The sequence below is a fragment of the Pirellulales bacterium genome, assembly GCA_035546535.1.
GTDB lineage: Bacteria > Planctomycetota > Planctomycetia > Pirellulales > JACPPG01 > JACPPG01.
The window spans coordinates 20,046-39,611 of record DASZWQ010000024.1; the positions used below are offsets into that span (position 1 = coordinate 20,046).

Sequence of the window (19,566 nt, forward strand, 5' to 3'; positions counted from 1 at the left end):
CACGAGGTTCTGACGCATGGCACGGGTAGGCGGGGGACGCAGGTGGGACCTGACCGTGCTCGTCCGGAATGCACGGCGGGCGGGAGACAACGCCTCAATTGTATAAAGAAACGAACATGGGTGCCAATCTCGCGCCACGGCGGAAAATCGCCGCAGGACGCGACCCCGTAGCGTCGCCGCCATGATTGGAAATGCGAGCTAGGCGCGAATCGGACCCGTAGCCGATGCCAGCCCGGCCACCGCGGCATTAACGGCCTCGAGCAGCGTGTTGGGCTCGAATGGCTTGTCGACCATGCAAAAAATCCGCAACGCTTCGGCCTGGCCGCGTACTATTTGCGTGCCCAGCCCGCTCATGACAACTACCTGTAAGTGGGGTAGTCGAGTTCGCAGTTCGGACACCAGGTCGGCGCCGGTCTTTTTTTCGCCAAGCAGCCAATCGACGACCAGGACTTCAGGCCGAAATCCCTCAGCCTGCTCGATGGCCAACTTCGGTGTCCCGACGGCAACAACTTCGTGCCCGGCACGGCGCAGAAAGAATTCCAAACTTACCCGGTAGCCAAGTTCGTCGTCGACCACGATTACCTTCGCCACGTAACACCTCCGCAGGCCGCAGCGCGATACGAGAGGCAGTACGCCCTTCGTTTTCGCGTGCTAGCAGTTCGTGAAGTGCTTGGGAAGACACACGCGCGATGACACACGGCGAGCCGGCGGTGGAACCACGCTTTCAGAAAGTCGGCTCAACGATCCTTGTACCTTTTTTCCAGGGGCAATTGCAACAGAATTCGTTCTCCAAACCGCGCATCTTCGTCAAAGCGACCTCGGGCAGACGGTATAGGCGAATCTTGGCTGCCGCTGATAAACTGGACGATGGATATGGTCTGTGTCGGAGTTCCGCATGTCCCGCATTTCGTCCTGCGCCTCATGCCATGGCGACATTTTGATCCCCGGCCATGCGCAGCCGCAGGATCAGATGCGTTGCCCGCTGTGCAGCGCGCCTTTCCGCGTGCAGGATGTGCTGTCCTCGAGCATTCTCGCGCCCCCTGAAGCGATTCCCCTGCCGCGCCCCGTGGCCGGCGTGGCGGGAGCGAGCAGCGGGCACGCCGGCCAGCCCATGCAGTCCGCCGAACTCGATGCCGAGTCGATTCCTCCGCGACCCCGCAAGAAACAGCCGGGCGTTCTCTCGCATCTCATTGGCGTCGTCGGAGGTGGGCTCATTGGCCTGTCGCTCGGCTACCTCGGACTTCTGCGCTTCGGAGGGCCGCGATACGACTTTCTGGAGATCGCCGACAAGTTGCCCCCCTGGGTCACCGCGCCGATTCACCTCCCCTTTCTCCAAGGCAAAGCAAAAAGTGCGGACGAGGGAGCGGGCGAACGTGGGCTGACGGATCTTCTCAAACAGCCGGACGCGCCGCCGGCGGTCGAGGTCCCTAACCCACCGCCAGGCGGCCCAGCAGACGGCGTCACTTCCCCCTTCGATACGGCGCCGCCGTTTACGCCTGTTGCGCCACCGGCTCCATTTCCGGATAGCGATCCGCCCCCCGCGAGCGATGCGGCGGCTCCGCCAGCAACCGCGGCGCCACCTCCCGTGAGCACGGAACCCACGTCGCCGCCTCCCATGGCGGGCGCAACTCCGCAGCAGCCAGCACAGACGGGTCCGCAGCACTTCACAGCGTATTCGGCCGAAGACCTCGCTCTGGCCACTGCCGATATGGCCAGCGCCCTGCGCTGCCCCGCTTGTGACGGCACCGGATACGCCAAGGCGAACGCATCCGCCGCACAAGGTCCCAGGGCGCAGACCGTGGCGGACCGAAAACTCCCTTGCCATGAGTGCGGTGGTAAAGCGACCGCGAAAATGACGCCTGAACTTTACGCCCGGCTGTGCCACCTGGCCGAGGTCGTGACGTTCGTTTCGCGCGGCGATACGAACACCTGGGGACAGCGCGATACCGTGCAACAACTGCTGGCCAGCGTTGGTGCTGATGCCCGCGGCGCCGAATCGATTGGCCGCCTGGCGGGCTTTCAATTGGAGCCCCATCGCCACCACCCTTCCGGCATCGCGCTGGCCGGCACCGTGCAGGAAATGTCTCAGGTCGGCAGCCTGTATGCCATGAAGGTCGTGCTCTTCGGTCTGCCGAAGGTGGTCACCGTCGTCAGTTGGCGCCCGGCGCAGCCGGCGATCAACGTTCACGATCGGGTAATTATCCTGGGAAGCATCGTCGACAATCCGGCCGAAAACCTCGTCGGCTACGAGGGACGTCAAGACCAGGTCGTATGGGGTGGGCTGCCGGCGAAATTGCCGCCGCAACCGTAATCAAACCCGACTGGAAGTGCCCACTTAACGTCGAGCCCAAATTGAGCCGACGGGGCCCGACAGCGCATCTCATCCTGCGACGAAATCTCGAATCGGAACGGGAAATCGGGCCAATCCTCGCTGCGGAAGCATCCGGCCTGGTACACGGCAAGGAATGCACTCCGCCGCGCAAAGTTCTCACGCCGGCAAGCATTTAAGCGTGAAACACGCCGGTCGCGGCTGCGCTAAGGTCCTTAGCTGCACGGGCCTCCGGCACGCGGCTTGCGATCGGATGATTGCCGATGCGTCCCCCCCGGCCCCACCGAACCTTCCTCCCACAGAGAGAATTGCCATGTCCCCCGCCTATGTCCTGGCCGGCATTCTGATGAGCGTCGCGATTGTGATGATGCTGTAGCTCCCGCCCAGGCGGTAAACTGCTGAAATGCCGTCGGGCATTTCCCGCCGGCCTACCGCTGGCATGTCCACGATTTGGCGAATCGTGTTCGCCCTGGCATGCGGGCCGTCGGTGCTTCCGGCATCCACGAGGCAGCCGCCGCAATGACGAGCGTTCCACCGCCTGACGATCCTGGCCACGCGGCGATCGCGCGCTATCTGCGCTACACGCTATCGCTTCCCGAGCGTGCGCTGCGTTCCGGCGCGGCCGTGGTGGCTGGCGCGGCCCGCGAGAGCGCGGCGCTACTGGTGCCGCAAGCCTTCCAGGATTCGAAGAGCTATTCGGTAATGATCCGCCAGATGCTCGACTTTCTGGCCGAGGACGTCGGAGGCACGGCGCGCCGCGAGCCGCCCGACGCCGAGGCGGCGCGCGTCGAGAACTTTGTTGCGCGCAAGGCGGTGGGCAATTTCATCGACATGGCCCATCTGGCCACGTTCCACCTGTCACCAGCGCTATTGCTGGCGGTGGTCAGCGACGTCGCCTACGGTTCGCAGGCCTATTTGTCCGAGCTGGCCGAGGAGTTGAAACGCGACGGCGTGATCGATCCGCAGAGCACGATCCACCACGTGGACGATTTGCTGAGCGCCGTGGCCAGCGCCTCGAACACGACAGCCGACGCCTTCAACACGCCCCCCTTGTCCGTAAACGGCTTACGTGAAACCGTCGAGCAAACGCGTGAGGCTCTCAAGTCAATCGATCCGGGGAGCGTCATCCCGCAAGCCGAGCTCGCCCGGGTGTGGGACGAGATGCGCGCCATCGCCGCGCGTGAAGGGGTGAGCCCATTGGCTATCTCCGGCGCCATGACGCTGTTCACCCTGTCGCGTATGCACGCCGCGGCGCGGGGGGCCTTGTCGGGCGTGCGCGTCGCGGGGCGCTTGTTCGATCGGCACGTCATTGACCATTACGAATCGGCCCTGGCCGAAATACGGAAGCGTGGCTTGTACGCAACCGTGCGGGAAACGAGCGGTCCCTACATCGATGCCGTGTGGAACAACTTCTCGACCGACAAAACCACGATCACCGAAAACTTGCTCAGCGGTAAGCTTATTGGCCAGGGATGGAGTGCCGTGCGCCGCTGGATGGGCGGCACGGGCGGCGACACTGCGTAGCACCGGTGCGACCGCCCCCTTGGTCGCACGCGGCCGCAACGATTAGAATCAGCGGGCACACCCTCGCCCAATATGTGCCCATGGATTGGTGCCTGGCCCGCGACTGCCCTCCTCGGGGGGGCGTTTGCTGCGACGGGAACTTCGACAAAGGATTGTTCGACTCTCTGATTCAACCTGCGCGGCGAGAACCTGATGAGCAAGCTCCATTTCGACGTGGTAGTGATCGGCAGCGGCCCCGGCGGCGAAGGGGCCGCGATGCAGGCCGTGAAGCATGGCAAGCACGTGGCCCTGGTCGAGCAGTTCGATCGCGTCGGCGGCGGCTGCACCCACTGGGGAACGATTCCCAGTAAGGCCCTGCGGTACGCCATTTTTCAAATGACCGAGGCGAACCGGAACCCGCTATTTCGCGACTCGGGCGTTTCGTGCCATTTCTCCGTGGCCGAACTGCGCCGTTCGGCAAAACGGGTGATCGAGCAGCAGGTCGAGATGCGGACCAGCTTCTACGAGCGCAACCACGTGCCGATCTTCGTCGGCCGGGCCCAGTTTGCCGACGCTCATACCGTCGAAGTTTGCGACGGCACGGGCAGCAAGCAGCGTCTCACGGCCAACGCGTTCGTCGTCGCGACGGGCTCGCGCCCTTATCGGCCGCCGGACGTCGACTTTGGGCATCCGCGCATCTTCGACAGCGACACGATCCTGGACCTGGATTTCACCCCGCAATCGATGACGATCTACGGTGCCGGCGTCGTCGGTTGCGAATATACCTCGATGTTCCGCAACCTGGGCATCAAGATTAACCTGATCAACACACGCTCGAAGCTGCTGGAATTCCTCGACGATGAAATCATCGACGCTATGGCGTATCACATGCGCGACCTGGGCGTGCTGATCCGCCATGACGAACAATACGAGCGGGTCGAGCCGCGCGACGACGGCGTGGTGCTGCACCTGAAGAGTGGCAAACAGCTGAAAACCGACATCCTGTTGTGGGCCAATGGTCGCACCGGCCAGGCTGCGGAGATGGGGCTTGAGGAAATCGGCATCCAGCCCAACCAGCGCGGCCAGTTGGAAGTGAACGGCAACTTTCAAACCGCGGTGCCGAATATTTATGCCGTCGGTGACGTGATTGGCTTTCCTTCGCTAGCGAGCGCCGCCTACGTGCAGGGGCGCTTCGCGTCAACGCACATTATCACGGGCCGCAGCGAATGCGCGTTGATCCGCGACATTCCCACGGGGATTTACACCAGTCCCGAGATCAGCTCGATCGGCCGTACCGAGCGCGAGCTCACGACCGACAAGGTTCCCTATGAGATCGGCCATTCGCTGTTCAAGCATCTCGCCCGGGCTCAGATCACGGGACGCCAGGTCGGAATGCTGAAGATTCTGTTTCACCGCGAGACGCTGCAGATTCTCGGCGTGCACTGCTTCGGCAGTAGCGCCTCGGAGATTATCCACATCGGTCAGGCCATCATGGCGCAGCCGGGCGAAGCGAACTCGCTCTTGTACTTCATCAATACCACGTTCAATTACCCCACGATGGCCGAAGCTTATCGCGTGGCGGCGTTGAACGGATACAACCGGCTGTTCTGAGATGTCGACCGGCGACACTGCCGGACGCGCTACTCGGGGGCGTCTGCCAGCGGCAGTTCGTAGCAGGCCATCTCCAGGTGATTGCGAACCAGGGCCCGGCCGCGCACCAGCACGGGATTGTTCCAGGTCTTGCCATCGATGGCCTGAATACGACCCAGCTCGCGAAACGCTTCGGGCGTGGCTTCGACCAAGGCCAACTCGCCTTTCTCGCTCAGCACGAGCAACAAGTCACCGGCCAGCAACAACTGGCCATGCCCGTACTGACCGGCCCGCTCCTTCCAGGCGCGTTTGCCGGTCTTCAGGCACAGGCAGGCGAGAATGCCTTCGTCCAGCCCGTACAGAAAACCGTCGCGGGCGACCGGATTCGCGTAGGAACACTTCATCTGCCGATTGCGCCAGACTTGCGTGGCGATCCAATGCCCCTCGGCCAGGGCAAACTCGATCAGTGCGCAGCCGGCTTGCGACGTAATCACGATATGCCGGTCGTCGAGCACCACGGGCTGCGCGGCATTGATATCAAAATCGCTTGTCCAGGGGACGCGCCACAGCGATTGCCCGCCGGCAGGATCGAAGCCGGCGAGCCCGGCGGCGTCGAAGATGATCAATTGCGGCACGCCCAAAAGCGTAGCCAGCATGGGCGACGAATAGCTGGAACGGGCGTTGCCGGCGCGGGTGACGACGCGACCGTCCGCGTCGTCGAACCCCAATACGTCCGCGCTCGTTTCAGTTCCTTGCTGTGCGCCCGGATTGACGATCACCTGTCCATCCACCACCAGTGGCGAACCGCTCATTCCCCATTCCAGGTTGCCCGAACCGTTTTCGGCCAGGATGTTGACGCGCCATTCGAGCTCGCCGGTTGTGAAATCCAGCTTCACCAGATCGCCCGCCGCTCCCAGCGAGTAGACGCAACGATCGTGAATGGCGGGGGTGGCGCGCGGGCCGTCGCCCCCGAGCTTTTCGCTGAACATTGCCGGGTAGGCATACTTCCAGCGATGGCGACCGGTAGAAATGTCGTAGCACACCACGACTTCTTCTGGGCCGCGCTGTTCGAGCGTCACGGCCGAATCGCCGATGACCGCGTACGAAGCGTAACCGCCGCCGCAGGGATGCCGCCACAAGCAGCGCGGCGGATGCTTCTGCCAATCGCGAGCAAGGGCCGGCCCGACAACGATGCCTGCGGTATTCGCGCCCCGATAGCAAGGAGAATCCTCGGCGCTTGGCTGTACGACGGCCGTGGAGACAGCGACGATATTCTCACCCTTCTGCTCGCTCGCCAAATACGAATCCAACTTCGCTTCGCGCGAAGTCTGCCAGCGGAAATCGAACGTCGGCTGCATGTCGCCCGAGAATTCCACGCGACGCAGCGAGCCAAGGAATCCGATCAGAAGTATCAGCAATGCAAGAGCCGTGACAGCGCGCGTCCGCCGCGAGACACCCGCCATACCGAAATACCAAACACCAACCACGACAGCCGCCAGCACCGCCGCCAGAAAACTGGAAGTAGTGCGCATGCCACGGTCGAGGTGCTCGGACGGAAGCGTCCACAGCGCGAGCCAGGCGGCCAACATCAGCAAGACCGCGACGATCGGCACGGCGCGTCGTCGCAAATGCCACTCCGGAAATTGAGCGGCCACGTTTTCGGTCATGACAAGATCTTCGAATTCGCGGACGTGACGTCGTTCGCCTGCACGCGCTTGGCGTGCGGCGGCAAGCCGCTCGCGGTCGCACCGCGGTGACTGCCCTGGGTGGCTATCATACCACACGGGGTCGCGGCGTTGGCACAGCTTTGCCAATGTGGGCCGCTGAATTCGCGCCCGTGGCCGGCCGGTTTCACTCGCACCAATGGGTGGTTACAATCCTCGCAATCGCCCACCGCAATCCCTCCAGTCGCCCGGTCGAGGAAACATCTCATGCGTTTTTGCCTGCCGCTTCTCATGTTTGGCGTTTTTTTCGCCACGCCGTTTGCCCGCGCCGCCGACAATGAATTGACCCCCGCAGAAAAAGCCGCCGGCTGGCAACTGCTCTTCAACGGCCACGACACAACCGGCTGGAAGTGCAACACGGGCACTCCCGTGGCAACCAAGGTCGAGGACGGATCGCTCGTGCCCCACAAGGCCGGCGGCTACCTGATCATCTACGACAAGCAATTCGGCGATTTCATCCTCAAGTGTGACGTGAAGATGGCGGACGCCGATTGCAATTCGGGCATCTTCTTCCGCGTCGGCGATCCGAAGAATCCCGTTTATACAGGTTTCGAAGTGCAGGTCTTCAACAGTAATCGAACGGGCTTCCACGATTTTGGCGCGCTGTACGACCTGGTCCGGCCGACGAAGAACAACATCAAGCCCGACGATTGGAACTCGGTCGAGATCAAGGCGCAAGGCCCCTTGATCAACGTCAAGGTGAACGGCGAAGAGGTCTCGAAGATCAACGTCGACGAGTGGAGCGAAAAAGGTAAGCGGCCCGATGGCTCGAAGCACAAGTTCGGCGTGGCGATTAAAGATATGCCGCGGGTCGGCTATCTCGGCTTTCAGGATCACGACCACAAATGCTGGTACAAGAACGTGAAGCTGCTGGAGCTGAAACCGTAGGCCGGATCGAGTTCGTCTATCGACATCCTGGCAATCAAAGAATCCTCTCTCCTCGGGAGAGGGCCGGGTGAGGGGGTGAACCGATCGGCTAGTTTCGACGTTCGGTGAACGAAACATCAACTCGCTGCGGAACGCGAACACCCTCCCTTAGTCCCTCCCTGGAAGGGAGGGAAATATTGATGACGAGACTTCGACATCCTGCGAGACCGATACCATGCATCGCCTGTTGAAAATCCTGGTCGCGATCGTCGCCCTGCTGCCACGGGGAGCGAGCGCGGCCGATGGCTATACGATGTCGCTTTTCAACGGTCACGACCTCTCAGGCTGGCACGTCACGCGCTGCGAGGCCGGGGTCGAAAACGGTGCCCTCGTGCTCCAGGCGGGCAATGGCTTTGTGCGCACCGATCATCGTTACCGCGATTTCATCCTCGAACTCGACTGGAAAGCGCGCAACGCCGAGAAGTGGGATTCCGGCATCTACATCCGCTCGGAACTGCCCGGCGAGACGGGGCGCGCCTGGCCGACGCGCTACCAAATCAATCTCGCGCAAGGGCTCGAAGGGAATATCAAGGATCTGCCCGGCGCCGCAAGCACGGGCCTGGTCAAGCCTGGCGAGTGGAACCATTTCAAGATAACCGTCATCGGCAAGAACGCCGACCTCGCGATCAACGGCCAGCCGGCCTGGCACACCGATAAGGTCGCGGCCGCCGACGGATACATCGGCCTGCAATGCGAAGTTCCCTCGGGCGGGCAGTTCGAATTTCGCAATCTGCAAATCACCGAGCTGGGTTACCACGCGCTGTTGGGCGAGAGTGACTTGCGCGGCGCCGACGGCTACGGTTGGGAGGCCGGAACCGGCGACGCTTCGAAAACCTGGAAGCTGGCAGACGGTGTTCTGGAATGCACGGGCGAGCGCGGACCTTGGCTGCGCAGCCTGAAGCAATACGGTGATTTCAATCTCCGCCTCGAATACAAGCTGCAGCCGGGTGGCAACTCGGGCGTGTACGTCCGCGTGCCGCACGACGGCGCCCACCGTGAGCTCGAGCCGGGCGAAACACACAAAACCGGCGTCGAAGTACAACTGCTCGACGACGCGGCCGAGCGCTACGCCAAGATCGAGCCGGGCCAGTTCGCCGCCAGCATTTACAAAGCGGCGCCGGCGACCAGGCATGTGAGCAAGCCGGCCGGCCAGTGGAACACGCTGGAAATTGATTGCCAGGGGGACGCCTACCGGGTCACCCACAACGGCGTGGTGGTCGTCGATACCGACAGCAAGAAATCGCCCGAGTTGGCCACCCGCGAGCTACGCGGCTACCTGGGCCTGCAAGACCATCACGAGCCGGTCTGGTTCCGCAATATTCGCATCGTGGAGCGGTAGTCACCTGTCACACGATGCAAGGCCAGAGCGGTCGGACTGGGAAGGGCGAACCGGCGCTTGGGTCCCGGTTGTGCTGATGGTCGCGGGTCATTCGCGCGCCCCGAAGATCTCGACAAGGCGGATTGCGGCCACGAAGACCAGCCCCACTCCGACCATGTTGCCGAAGAGCGCTAACGCTTCCAAGCGGTCGCCGTCCCCCGGGATTCGATATATGGCCGCGAGAATGGCAATGATCGCCACCGCGATAAGCAAGCTGCGTAATCCGAAACGGAATCGTCGCACTGGATTGTTCATGCCCCGATTCTACCGCGACCGGCCGGACCCTGCGCGAAAACTCCCGGCTCCTGCTTGGTCATGGATTCGGCCAAGATCCGCGCGGCCGTGACGTTGGGGTCGGGGTTGTGGGCGTGGTCGCGGGTCATGGGGTTGTGTGCCTTCTTCGACGGATGAAAACGAAAGCCCCGATCGAGACCGCGACTATGAACAATCCGATTCCGACCACAGCGGCCACGACAACAATTGCCAAGACGGCTAATACGCCGATCGCGACCGCCAGCAATGCAAAAAACGGCAGACCCATCCCCTGATTCTACCGTGCCCACTTCAAAATTTCTTCGATTCAAAGTCTACCACTACCCCTTAAAACCCCTTTTGACGTGGGGCCGCGGACCGGGTACGATGGGCGATTCTGCCGGAGGGGGGCGGGATGGCCTGGGCGGGCGAAGTGCCTGGGCCAGGCGGCTCATCCCGGCGGTTGTCGCGATCAATTCACACTCGTTTTTGTAGTTGGACTGGGAGCATGGGAAAGTTCGTCCCTAAGAAGCGGTCGAAGTTCAGCAGCCGCGCGAAGAAGAAGGACCCGATCTTTGTCGATGGCAAGCGGCCCCGGCCGATGTACGTCGATTACAAAGACCTGGAGCTGTTGTCGAAGCTGACCAGCCGACAAGGCAAGATCATCGGCCGCCGCAAGAGCGGCTGCACCGCCGCCAGTCAGCATGCCGTGACCCGCGCGATCAAGCGGGCACGCTTCATGGCCTTGCTGCCGTACGTCGCTGAGTAATCGCGCGGCAGGTTTTTGCGCTGCGCGCGGCCGGTCCTTATTGCATCAGGCGGCGCAAGCCGCCTTTCTTGCTGCGCGGCGCCTCGCGTCGCGATTTCCCGCCAGAGCCCTTGCCTGCGGAGCTTTAGCGCGTCGGCGGCTTTCTGTGGTGCGCGGCCAAAAGCGTTGCCAGTTCGCTCGCAAGCGCGGGGGCAAGATTCTCGGCCGTGGCCGCGTACTCGACCAGGGCTGCATCCCACGCCGCGTCGCGCCACGCGGCGTTCGATGTGCTGCTGTCCGGATTGGCGCCGTCGAGTGCGGCAGCCGCGGGACTATGAGCAAGCGCGCCCGGCAGAGAGGAAACGGAATCCGTTTGCGCGGGCGATAATGTCGTCGACGAACCGATCACGGCCGCCAGACTGGTGCTGGATAGCTGCCCGGAGCTAGCTGCCCTGCCGCTTGCCGTCATAGACGCGGCGGCAAGCATCGTCGCGCCGCCGCTGCCGTCTTGCACCGTACCGAGGACGGGCGAGCCCGCCGGCGATTGCGACGCAACGGGCGCCGCCGACGAGCCGGTGTTGTCATGCGAGGAGTCGGCGAAATCATCAAGCACGTTGCTGACTGCGGCGACCGCCGGTTGGGGCGCGGCAGGTGCAGAACTTGGTACCGCGGCTGCGGCGACAGACGCCGTAGCGTCCGCCGGCTGCGAAGCGCCACTCGAAAGCGCCGGTGTCGAGCCCGCTGCCATTTCCATCGTCACGGAAGTGCCGGCGGGCTGCGCTGGCAGTCCTTTCGTCCAACTGGCCGACAAAGTTGCCAGGTCTTGGGCATTGATGATCCCGTCGCCGTTGGGATCGATCCACGGAAATCCGTTGAAGGCGCCGTTTTGCAACGACGCGAGCCAACTGGAAGAAACCAGGGCAAGGTCCTGCACGTTGACGATGCCGTCCCGGTTGACGTCGCCGGGCAAGACATTGAACGAGAAGTTGAAATCGCCGCCGGCCTGGCCATTGCCCGAGGGGTACGCCCTTGCTCCATCGGTCCAATCGCCGTCGAGCGGATTGCCGGATAGATCAGTGACGGCGTTCAGCCCGGTCGAGGCGAGGTGAATCTGCACGCGATCGGCGCCGATCGGCTTGGACAGCGTCCATACGGCCGAATAATTCGCGGCGTCGTAACTGAAGCCGGTGATCGTATATTGCGCCACGTTCAGGCCCGTCAGCGTCAGGCTTCCTTGTTGGACGTTGACGGGCTCGTTGAACTGCACGCGAATCTCGTTCAAGCCGCTCCAAGGCAGGGGCGATAACTGCGCCGCCCCGCTCGGCAGGGAATATCCGTATAGAGGATTCAGGAACGTCAGTTGCTGTTCAAAGTTCTGCGACCAGCCGGTGCTGTCGACCGCAACGTCTTTGATCTCGGGAGGCGACGTAACTTGTGCCGCGATTTGACCAATGCGGACGAAGTTTGCCGGATCGGACGCAATGAGGCTTAACGAGTCCGATCCGCTAAAGCCGGGAGGCGCTTGATAGGACAAACCATTGGCCGCCGCTAAAGTCGCATTGATCTGGGCGAGCGTCGCCGTGATCGCGATGTCGTGGCTGCCCAGGAAAGCGACCTCATCGGCCGTGACACCGCCCGGGATGTTCGCGGCCATAAGAATCTGCCCTTGCTGCACCGAAATATCGAGACGGACGTCGTAAGGAGCGGGCAGGCCTGGATCGCTCAGCGAAACGCCCGAGATCGCCACCGTTTGCCCACCGACCGCGTGCGCGGGAGCTGTTGGTACCGTGATCGTCAACGGACCGACGTCAATGATCGCGATACTCACGTTGCCGATATTGCCGACGCCGTCATTGGCCGCAACGGTGACGGTGTCTGGCCCGACGTAGCCGTTCGCCGGCTGGTAACTAAAGTCGAGATCTTCGAGCGTGGTGTTAATCGCATCCAAGGGTGCGGTCACAACGACCATGCTTGTTCCGTTGCCCGAAACCTGGTCGGCCGACAACCCGCCGTACATCGACAGGGGAACGGTAATTGTCCCATGAGATGCCGACAATGTGACCGTGACGTTGTTGCCGGTTGGGAAGCCGGGGTCGCTTATCCCGAGCGAAAGTAACTGATCGCCCTGGGGCGCGACGAGTATCGGCGACGTGGGCACGTTGTTGAACGAGATCGGGCCCGCCAGGCTCAGCTGTACGATGGCGCTGGCGACATTTTGCAGCGAATCTTCGGCCGTGATGGAAAGTTGATCGGGGCCTGCAGCACCGCTCAGGGGCGCGTACGACAAGCCATGTGCGTCGGCCAACGTGGCATTGATTGCCGAGAGTGGCGCCAGCACCGTGACGAGATTCGTACCGTTGCCAAGAATCTGCGCCGCCGTGATTCCGCCAGCAACACTCGTCGAGAGGGTGAGGCGACCGTGCTCGACCGAGAAGGTCGTTACCACATTGGCCGACGGTGACGCGACCGCTTCCACCAGCGAAATGCCGCCGAGCGGCGTCACGCCCCCACCGACAGGGACGGGACTCAAGGGAGCCACGATGGAAAGTGGCGGACTGACCGATACCGCAATGCTGGCCGAACCGGTTTCTCCCCCAGCATTCTCCGCTGAGACGTCTATCTCATCCGAGCCGATGTAGCCGCTAAATGGAGTGTACGACAGCCCATTTGCGGCCGAGAGCGTGGCATTGATCTCGTCGAGTGCCCCCTGAAACATGACGAACGACGATCCATTGCCAAAAATCTCATTGCTGGTCGCGCCGCCTGGAACGGTTGTCGAGAGAGCGAGAATGCCGTGCGGCGCGGTTATTGTCACGTCATAAAATTGGTTCGGTTCGTCAGTATTCTGGATGGAAATTCCGGCGATCGGCTGCGACGAGTTTGCGATGACCTGGAGGAAAGGGGGCGCGGTAACGAAGATACCAGTGCCGAGATTGATTGAGGCCGTCGCGGTATTGCCGACAGGATCGGTGGCCTGGATAAACGCAAAGTCGCGGCCGACGAAGCCTGCGTCAGGCGTATACGACAGGCCATTAGAGGCAGCCTGTGTATTGTTAATTTGGTACAGGGGCGCCGTGATCGTGACGTTGTTGGTACCGTTTCCGGTAATCTCGGCCGGATTCAGTCCACTGATCACATCGGTCGCGACATTGAGCGTGCCATGCAGCACCGATAGCGTCACGGTGACGTTGCTACTATCGCTCAAGCCAAACTCGGAAACCGTGACACCCGTGATCGGCGTGGGAAGACCCGGAGTTACCGGTAGCTGATTCCGTGCTAATTCGACGGACAGGTCACCAAGGATCGAGAACGTCGCCTGCTCCGTGTCGCTGTTGCCCGCGCTGTCGGTCGCAGCGAGGGTTAGTGAATCGATGGCGATGACCCCGATTAATGGCGTGTAAGTCAGGCCGCTCGCCGCGGCCAAGGTCGCATTAATTTGGCTCAGAGTAGCCGTGACGGTGACACTACCTGTGCTGTTGCCAGTGACTTGGCCGGCCGTGACTCCACCGGTCACCGCTGTACTGAGCGCGATCGTTCCCTCTGCTGCCGACAAAACAACCGTCACATTGTCGGTGGATGGCAATCCAGGATCGACAATCGAGGCTCCCGTAACGGTCGTGGAGCTGTTAGCGCGAACGTACGCGCTCGCGGGCAGATTGACGCTTAAGGGGCCAACGACGCTGATCGTTATTGTGGCCGCGATCGTACTCTGCAGCTGATCGTCTAGCAAAAGTGAGAGCGTGTCCGGGCCGTGGAAGCCGGTGTTGGATCGGTAGCGCAGTCCGTTCAAGGCAGCGAGCGTGGTGTTGAGCTGCGCCAGCGTTCCGGTCAATGTGACAAGGCCGGAGTTGTTCCCGCTCACATTTGTCACTCCGCCGGATATGTTCGTGGCGACATTGAGAACTCCGTGCCCGACGGCGATCCTAAGCGTGACGGCGCCGGCGCTCGACACGGACGGATCGACGAGCGAAATGCCTGTGACGCCAATACCAATCCCGGACGGCGCTTCGATCGTACTGGGGGCGTTGATCAAGGCCCCGATGGCGATGGAAAACGCGTTCGAGGCGGAATTGCCGAGCTGATCCGTGGCACCGAGATTTACCGTGTCCGCGCCGCTGTAGCCTGGCGCGGGCGAGTACGTGACGCCGCCGACGGTCGCGATGCCGGCGGGAGCCGCGAGAGTGGCGTTGATTTGGGCCAGGGTCGCCGTGACGACGACGTTGGCCGTGCCGTTGCCGGTGACCTGTGCAGCCGAAACACCGCCTGACACGCTGGTCTTCAGCAGGATCGTGCCGTGTAAGGCACTGAGGCTGAGCGTGACCGTATCGCCGCTGGGTAAGGACGGGTCCGACAGAGACAGTCCGCTAACGGCGAGCGACGTATTCATCGGCGTGGCAAGCGGCGACGTGGGCACGCTGATGAGGAAGTTCGTGACCACGGAAAGCGATATGCTTGCCGTCGCTGTATTGCCCAGTGAATCGCTGCTGGCGATCGCGAGGTTATCCGCGCCGGCGAAGCCGATCGTAGGCGCGTAAACCAATCCATTCGTGGCGGCCAGCGTGGCGTTCGTCGCAGCGAGTGGCGCCGTGATAGTGACGCTCGAAGTACCATTGCCAGTAATTTGCGCCGCGGTGATGCCTGCCGCGACATTCGTCGGCAGCGTGATCGTGCCGTGGGCGACGCTGAACGTTGTCGTCACGTTGGCGAAAGCCGGCAGGCCCGCATCGGTAATCGACACTCCCGGAATCGCCAGCGACTGATTTGCCGTAACTTGCTGACTTCCCGGCACCTGCACATTCATGGAGCCGGTCACGGTGAGCGTGAAGGCCTGCGCGTCGCTCAAGCCGCTATTCCGGTCGTCCGCGTGCGCCACCAGGTTCAAAGTGCCCGAGAAGCCCGCCTTGGGGGTCAAGGTCACGGTGGCCGTGTTATTCGCCCCTGGCGTGACAGTTACGGTGACGTTCTGCGGCGCGGGGTAGGGAGCCTGGCCGAAGGGGTTCTGGTCACCGATGCTAAATGTCGGCGAGCCAAGCGTAGCGGCTTCTGTTGCCGAAATCGTGAACTGAACCGACTGCCCCGCTTGCGTCGTGAGATTGCTGATCGGGTTCAAGGACAGGTATGAATCGCCACTGCTAACAGGCAGGACGCTGACGTTAAACGACTGTTGCTTCGAGGAGCTATCCGAACCCGTGGCGGTAACCGTGACCGTCGCGTTGCCCGTGAAGCCGGCCGGCTCCGCGATCTGCAGGACGGCGTTTTGGTTGTCGTTGTTGATGATCGTGGCCGAGGTAATCACGACCGGCGTATTGGCATAGTCGAGATCTTGTCCTTGTGCCGTCGTCGGCACGTGCTGAATCTTGCTGTACACGCCGCTGGGGTCGTTGAGAAGCTGACCGAAAATCGTATAGCCATAATTCAGGAACTGCGGCTCCTGGGCAAGTGGTACGCCCGGTGCCATCACAAAGATCTCGGTGGACGCCGTCTTCTGGCCGGTCAACGGATTGGTCGACGCCGCCATCGCCAGCACGCCCGGCGAATTGAAGGCGACGTTCACGTTGTATTCGTTCGGCAGCGTGGGGCCTGTGACCGTTGGATTCGTGTTGCTCGGCGGAAGGAGGCCTCCCTGAATCAACGAGAAGCTCGGGTCGGTCTCCATCCGGTAGAACGACGCGGTGTCGAAGATGCCGTTGTTGACGTCGTTGATGATTCCTTGCACCGTCTGCGGGGCCAGATTCTGGAACAGGACGAACGTCAGAGTGCCGCTGAACGCGTGACCCTGCGCATCGGTCCCCGCCACGTTCAATACCAACTCGGGATTGCCGGTAAGCACGGTCGCCGTGACGCTCGAGTTCGTGGTGGTGGCCGTGTACGTGATCGCCTGGCCCGGATCGCTGGCCGTGAGCGGGACGTATAGATCCTTGCCCGACGGAATGTTGTAGCCCGAGTTGGTCTCGGGCCCCGTGATTTGGTTGAAGGTGACCGTCAGCAGGCGACGATCTTCGAGCGGTTCGCAGCGGAGCGCGCGGAAGGCGATGCCCGCGGAACCGGGTGCGAAGAGCGCACGGAGTTTGCGAACTCTAGCCTTGCGGAAGCCAAGGATGCCCATCTCTTGTCCCTTGAGAAATGAATCAGCAGAGGCATGAAGCCGCGTCGTTTAACAACGTGCGTGGCGGCGAAGAAATCGACGCGCGACATGCCTGCCCGCGCGCTGCTCGCGCCGGCCGGCTAAACGCCACGAAGCCCCCTGCCAAGGCTGCCGTGGCATGATCGAAGAACTCTGGCCCGGCCGCGAACCTCCTCACCGCCACTCGAAGAGCACCCCCATTTACGGGTGGCAGCGAGTGGAATGCAAGTGAAAAGTCTGTTTAGATACAAACGGAAGCGGCAGCCGGGTTTCGAGCATCACTGTTAACGCGAATGACTCGGCTCCTGGAGTGGCCTCGTCCCTGTTGCGTTGGGCTGCAAAAGGGCTGTCACACGCTCCAGGGCCGCCGCGCCCGGCATCCCACGCGCGATCCCAAATTAGCGCCGCCTCTGCCCGACGATAAATCCGACCAGACCCAAGAGCGCGACGGCTGTCATGGACCAAGTGCCGGGTTCAGGCACCGACGACGAGTAGGCAACAATCTGGCCGTCAAAGGTCTGCGAGACGAAGAGACTGTCAATCGTGAAGTGTATGGGAATCGTCAATTTGTAGCCATTTCCATAGGGCTGCACGGTGCCTTGCAACGACGCTTGATTCACCGTCGTGGCCCCGGTCAGATTTAGGGACGACGTTGAACCTTGCGCGATATAGTCCAGTCGTCCTGCCAACGTGCTGAAGGAAAGCCCCGTGGCACTGAAGTTACCCTGCCCGTCGATGGGCATCACCGACGTGGCCGACTGGGAAAAATCGAGGTCGCGGTAAGCGCCATAAGCCGGTTGCCCGCTGAGAGTGGCAGCGTCGCCAAACTGAGCGGGAGTATTGCCGGGGATGAATGGGCCCGATTGGGGGACCGGCGCCACGTGCCCGCCGGCAAACAACGTCAGTTGATTGGCAACCGAGAGGTCGGCGAACAAAGTTCCCTGCAATTGCGTCGTCAGCGAGCCGGGCAGTTGTTCTTGGATCGTCGTGCCCAAGGCCGTGCCCGACAGCGTAATCGAGCTCTCGGCAGGGCTGATGACGAATTGAGTCGCCGGTACGCTTCTTTCGACGACGCCATAGACTGGTCCTACCCAGGGATACAGGGGCGTCGGACTATCAATGATGTCGTGCCACTTCGTAGCATTCTCGCCATTACCGAGATTGCCGCGGGCGATGAAGACCCATCGCTCGGGACCGAGGTTGGGTTGGTTGAGTGCCGTGTCCCAATTCGTGTAAGTAACCGGTTCGCCGTCTGCCCAGGTAAAGTTGTTGTCGAAGTCGCTGTCGTTAAAACCGATCCATAGATTTCGCTGGCCTGCGCTGAACGTGTTAAAGAGCCAAGTGTTTTCGGCAGCGTTTCTGACCGTCGCCAGGTTGCCACCCAGCGATTGTGCCTCGGCTTCTGACGCCGACCAGGTGTTAGCACTGAGAAGGTAGTAAACGTGGCCGTTGGCAGGATCGACGGTGGGGCCGCTAATGACAGCGGCTGACGAGGAAGAAGCGCAGCACGCCATGAATGCAAGAACCGCGCGGAGTTTAGCGTTCATTAGACCCTCCTCTGGAACCAGTAATGTCTGGTGCATGCGCGCAGCGGCGCGGCACACAGGGACTTGTGAAAAAGAAAACTTGGCGATGTCGCAGCCCGGCGGGGCGCGTGATCATGCACAAGTTCGGGGCGAGCTCACTAGCGGGCTCCGAGATTACCGCTCATGCGGCCGATGACAAGTCACGGTATGTTAAGTTACCGACTGTCGGTCCGCAAGAAATCGATTGGTCAATAGGGCGGCGGATCGAGAACATTGATCGAAAAGCAGTGCGGGCCGGCCGGGTGGTTCCAGAAGACACGCGCATCGGCCTGACGCTCGCGCGAGAATGTTGCGCACAGCTCGTACGTCGTCTCGCCCGTTACCGTGAATTGGTACGGCTCGGCGGTTTCCGGGTCGAGCGGATTTAATCGTTGATCACGAGCACGCTCGGCCGCCTCGACCAGCGTCTTGGGTAGAGGTTCCTTGAGCGTTTTTTTTCTTTGTCGTTTTGATCGACGACCATCAACTGAATTTCTCGGGCGATGGTTCGCAGATCGTCGAGGCGTTGCTCGTCAAAGCGTTCGAGCCGGCGCAAGGCAGGCGAACCGGCCAGCACGAATCCCCAGGTAATCGTCGCGGCCACGACCGCCGAAGCCAGAAGCGCAAAGCCGGCATGGAATCTGGTATTCATCCCTCGGCCTTTCCTTCCGCGCGCAACGTCAGAGCCAAGTAAATGAACAAGGCGCCGACGACCACGAGCAACGCCGCGACCTTGAGCAGGAACCGAACCGTCAGATCCCCCTCGACCACGTAGAACACGACCGTGATCACGTCGGCCATGATCGTGACAGCGCCGACGAACAGCGTCAGCGACGACAGCCATCGCCGCACGCCGCCTCGCGACTTTTCCGGCGAGTTGCGAATCTCTCCAAGCAGGTACCACCACACCAGCAAGTACAGCGGAAAGGAAGCAATCAACGTCGCCAGCGCGACGCGGATGCCCGAGAGAGCCGCCTCGATCATGTAGCTCGACGTTCTGGCGGCCGGGTCAGGGAAGGCAAATTCAATGTACGTGAACAGCAAGTAGATCAGGCTGATCGCCGAGGCATACATCGCCGTGAACACCAGCAGATGAAAGAAAGCGTCGCGGGCTGAGCCCACGCCTGCGGGTTCGGGAATCGGCGCGGCCAGCTCGCGGGTGGCCAGGGCCTGGGCGATCTCCTTTTCTTTCCAACCCGACGCGCGCAGCAGCAAAAACACCGTCGAAGCGTCCATGCCGCGCTGCCGCGCGAGATCGACGAACTGCCCTAGCTTATCCGCCATAAAGGCTCTCGGCTGACACCGGCTACGGTGCGTCTACGCCACCACCGATCGATCGTGGTGCTCAGGGCGAAGTTACCCGATTTGAGGGAACGGTGTACAGCCTGGTCTCATCCGCAGGACAGCTCCCTTTTTTGGCGTTTTT

Annotated in this window: 14 protein-coding genes; 6 read left to right on the forward strand and 8 right to left on the reverse strand. The window is 61.9% G+C overall.

The window, feature by feature from the left end; all coding sequences use genetic code 11:
* Window positions 1-198: 198 nt before the first annotated feature.
* Window positions 199-591, reverse strand: a complete 393-nt coding sequence (locus VHD36_02590; GenBank protein HVU86180.1) for a response regulator — start codon at window positions 589-591, stop codon at window positions 199-201.
* A 304-nt stretch (window positions 592-895) separates the two neighbouring features.
* Here VHD36_02590 and VHD36_02595 point away from each other — a divergent pair, with 304 nt between their 5' ends.
* From VHD36_02595 to sthA, 3 genes are all read left to right on the forward strand, one after another.
* The gene (locus tag VHD36_02595) at window positions 896-2,311 is read left to right on the forward strand and encodes a hypothetical protein (protein ID HVU86181.1); all 1,416 of its coding nucleotides are present in this window, start codon (window positions 896-898) and stop codon (window positions 2,309-2,311) included.
* Between the two features lie 537 nt (window positions 2,312-2,848).
* Window positions 2,849-3,853 carry a hypothetical protein gene (locus tag VHD36_02600; protein HVU86182.1) on the forward strand — a complete coding sequence of 335 codons (1,005 nt, stop codon included), beginning with the start codon at window positions 2,849-2,851 and terminating at the stop codon, window positions 3,851-3,853.
* Window positions 3,854-4,045: 192 nt separating this feature from the next.
* A complete protein-coding gene (gene sthA / locus VHD36_02605; GenBank protein HVU86183.1) occupies window positions 4,046-5,443 on the forward strand; it encodes a Si-specific NAD(P)(+) transhydrogenase in 1,398 nt (465 codons plus the stop codon).
* A 29-nt stretch (window positions 5,444-5,472) separates the two neighbouring features.
* Here sthA and VHD36_02610 read toward each other — a convergent pair whose 3' ends face one another.
* A complete protein-coding gene (locus VHD36_02610; GenBank protein HVU86184.1) occupies window positions 5,473-7,089 on the reverse strand; it encodes a PQQ-binding-like beta-propeller repeat protein in 1,617 nt (538 codons plus the stop codon).
* 264 nt (window positions 7,090-7,353) lie between these two features.
* On the opposite strand from VHD36_02610, the gene VHD36_02615 reads away from it, so the two are divergent.
* A complete protein-coding gene (locus VHD36_02615) occupies window positions 7,354-8,034 on the forward strand; it encodes a DUF1080 domain-containing protein (protein ID HVU86185.1) in 681 nt (226 codons plus the stop codon).
* Between the two features lie 214 nt (window positions 8,035-8,248).
* Window positions 8,249-9,412: a DUF1080 domain-containing protein gene (locus tag VHD36_02620; protein HVU86186.1), complete on the forward strand. Its 1,164-nt coding sequence runs from the start codon at window positions 8,249-8,251 to the stop codon at window positions 9,410-9,412.
* A gap of 87 nt (window positions 9,413-9,499) precedes the next feature.
* Here VHD36_02620 and VHD36_02625 read toward each other — a convergent pair whose 3' ends face one another.
* Window positions 9,500-9,706 carry a hypothetical protein gene (locus VHD36_02625; GenBank protein HVU86187.1) on the reverse strand — a complete coding sequence of 69 codons (207 nt, stop codon included), beginning with the start codon at window positions 9,704-9,706 and terminating at the stop codon, window positions 9,500-9,502.
* Window positions 9,703-9,834 (reverse strand): hypothetical protein, encoded by a 132-nt coding sequence (locus tag VHD36_02630; GenBank protein ID HVU86188.1) that lies wholly within the window; start codon window positions 9,832-9,834, stop codon window positions 9,703-9,705. Before VHD36_02630 ends, VHD36_02625 begins: the two co-directional genes overlap by 4 nt.
* Window positions 9,835-10,211: 377 nt before the next feature.
* Here VHD36_02630 and rpsR point away from each other — a divergent pair, with 377 nt between their 5' ends.
* A complete protein-coding gene (gene rpsR, locus VHD36_02635) occupies window positions 10,212-10,472 on the forward strand; it encodes a 30S ribosomal protein S18 (GenBank protein ID HVU86189.1) in 261 nt (86 codons plus the stop codon).
* Window positions 10,473-10,596: 124 nt separating this feature from the next.
* On the opposite strand, the gene VHD36_02640 is transcribed toward rpsR, so the two are convergent.
* The 4 genes from VHD36_02640 to VHD36_02655 form a co-directional block, all read right to left on the reverse strand.
* On the reverse strand, window positions 10,597-16,557 hold the full coding sequence (locus VHD36_02640) for a peptidylprolyl isomerase (GenBank protein HVU86190.1): 5,961 nt from the start codon (window positions 16,555-16,557) through the stop codon (window positions 10,597-10,599).
* Between the two features lie 416 nt (window positions 16,558-16,973).
* Window positions 16,974-18,122: a lectin-like protein gene (locus VHD36_02645; protein HVU86191.1), complete on the reverse strand. Its 1,149-nt coding sequence runs from the start codon at window positions 18,120-18,122 to the stop codon at window positions 16,974-16,976.
* Between the two features lie 403 nt (window positions 18,123-18,525).
* Window positions 18,526-18,792, reverse strand: a complete 267-nt coding sequence (locus VHD36_02650; protein HVU86192.1) for a hypothetical protein — start codon at window positions 18,790-18,792, stop codon at window positions 18,526-18,528.
* A complete protein-coding gene (locus VHD36_02655; protein HVU86193.1) occupies window positions 18,789-19,424 on the reverse strand; it encodes a DUF5671 domain-containing protein in 636 nt (211 codons plus the stop codon). Before VHD36_02655 ends, VHD36_02650 begins: the two co-directional genes overlap by 4 nt.
* Between the last annotated feature and the right edge of the window lie 142 nt (window positions 19,425-19,566).

What these genes read in the sequence shown, in the direction of transcription:
- VHD36_02595 (HVU86181.1), top strand. Translation starts at nt 896, where the DNA reads ATGTCCCGCATTTCGTCCTGCGCCTCATGCCATGGCGACATTTTGATC.
- VHD36_02600 (HVU86182.1), top strand. Translation starts at nt 2,849, where the DNA reads ATGACGAGCGTTCCACCGCCTGACGATCCTGGCCACGCGGCGATCGCG.
- VHD36_02610 (HVU86184.1), bottom strand. Translation starts at nt 7,089, where the DNA reads ATGACCGAAAACGTGGCCGCTCAATTTCCGGAGTGGCATTTGCGACGA.
- VHD36_02640 (HVU86190.1), bottom strand. Translation starts at nt 16,557, where the DNA reads ATGGGCATCCTTGGCTTCCGCAAGGCTAGAGTTCGCAAACTCCGTGCG.
- rpsR (HVU86189.1), top strand. Translation starts at nt 10,212, where the DNA reads ATGGGAAAGTTCGTCCCTAAGAAGCGGTCGAAGTTCAGCAGCCGCGCG.
- VHD36_02655 (HVU86193.1), bottom strand. Translation starts at nt 19,424, where the DNA reads ATGGCGGATAAGCTAGGGCAGTTCGTCGATCTCGCGCGGCAGCGCGGC.
- sthA (HVU86183.1), top strand. Translation starts at nt 4,046, where the DNA reads ATGAGCAAGCTCCATTTCGACGTGGTAGTGATCGGCAGCGGCCCCGGC.
- VHD36_02650 (HVU86192.1), bottom strand. Translation starts at nt 18,792, where the DNA reads ATGAATACCAGATTCCATGCCGGCTTTGCGCTTCTGGCTTCGGCGGTC.
- VHD36_02625 (HVU86187.1), bottom strand. Translation starts at nt 9,706, where the DNA reads ATGAACAATCCAGTGCGACGATTCCGTTTCGGATTACGCAGCTTGCTT.
- VHD36_02630 (HVU86188.1), bottom strand. Translation starts at nt 9,834, where the DNA reads ATGACCCGCGACCACGCCCACAACCCCGACCCCAACGTCACGGCCGCG.
- VHD36_02620 (HVU86186.1), top strand. Translation starts at nt 8,249, where the DNA reads ATGCATCGCCTGTTGAAAATCCTGGTCGCGATCGTCGCCCTGCTGCCA.
- VHD36_02645 (HVU86191.1), bottom strand. Translation starts at nt 18,122, where the DNA reads ATGAACGCTAAACTCCGCGCGGTTCTTGCATTCATGGCGTGCTGCGCT.
- VHD36_02615 (HVU86185.1), top strand. Translation starts at nt 7,354, where the DNA reads ATGCGTTTTTGCCTGCCGCTTCTCATGTTTGGCGTTTTTTTCGCCACG.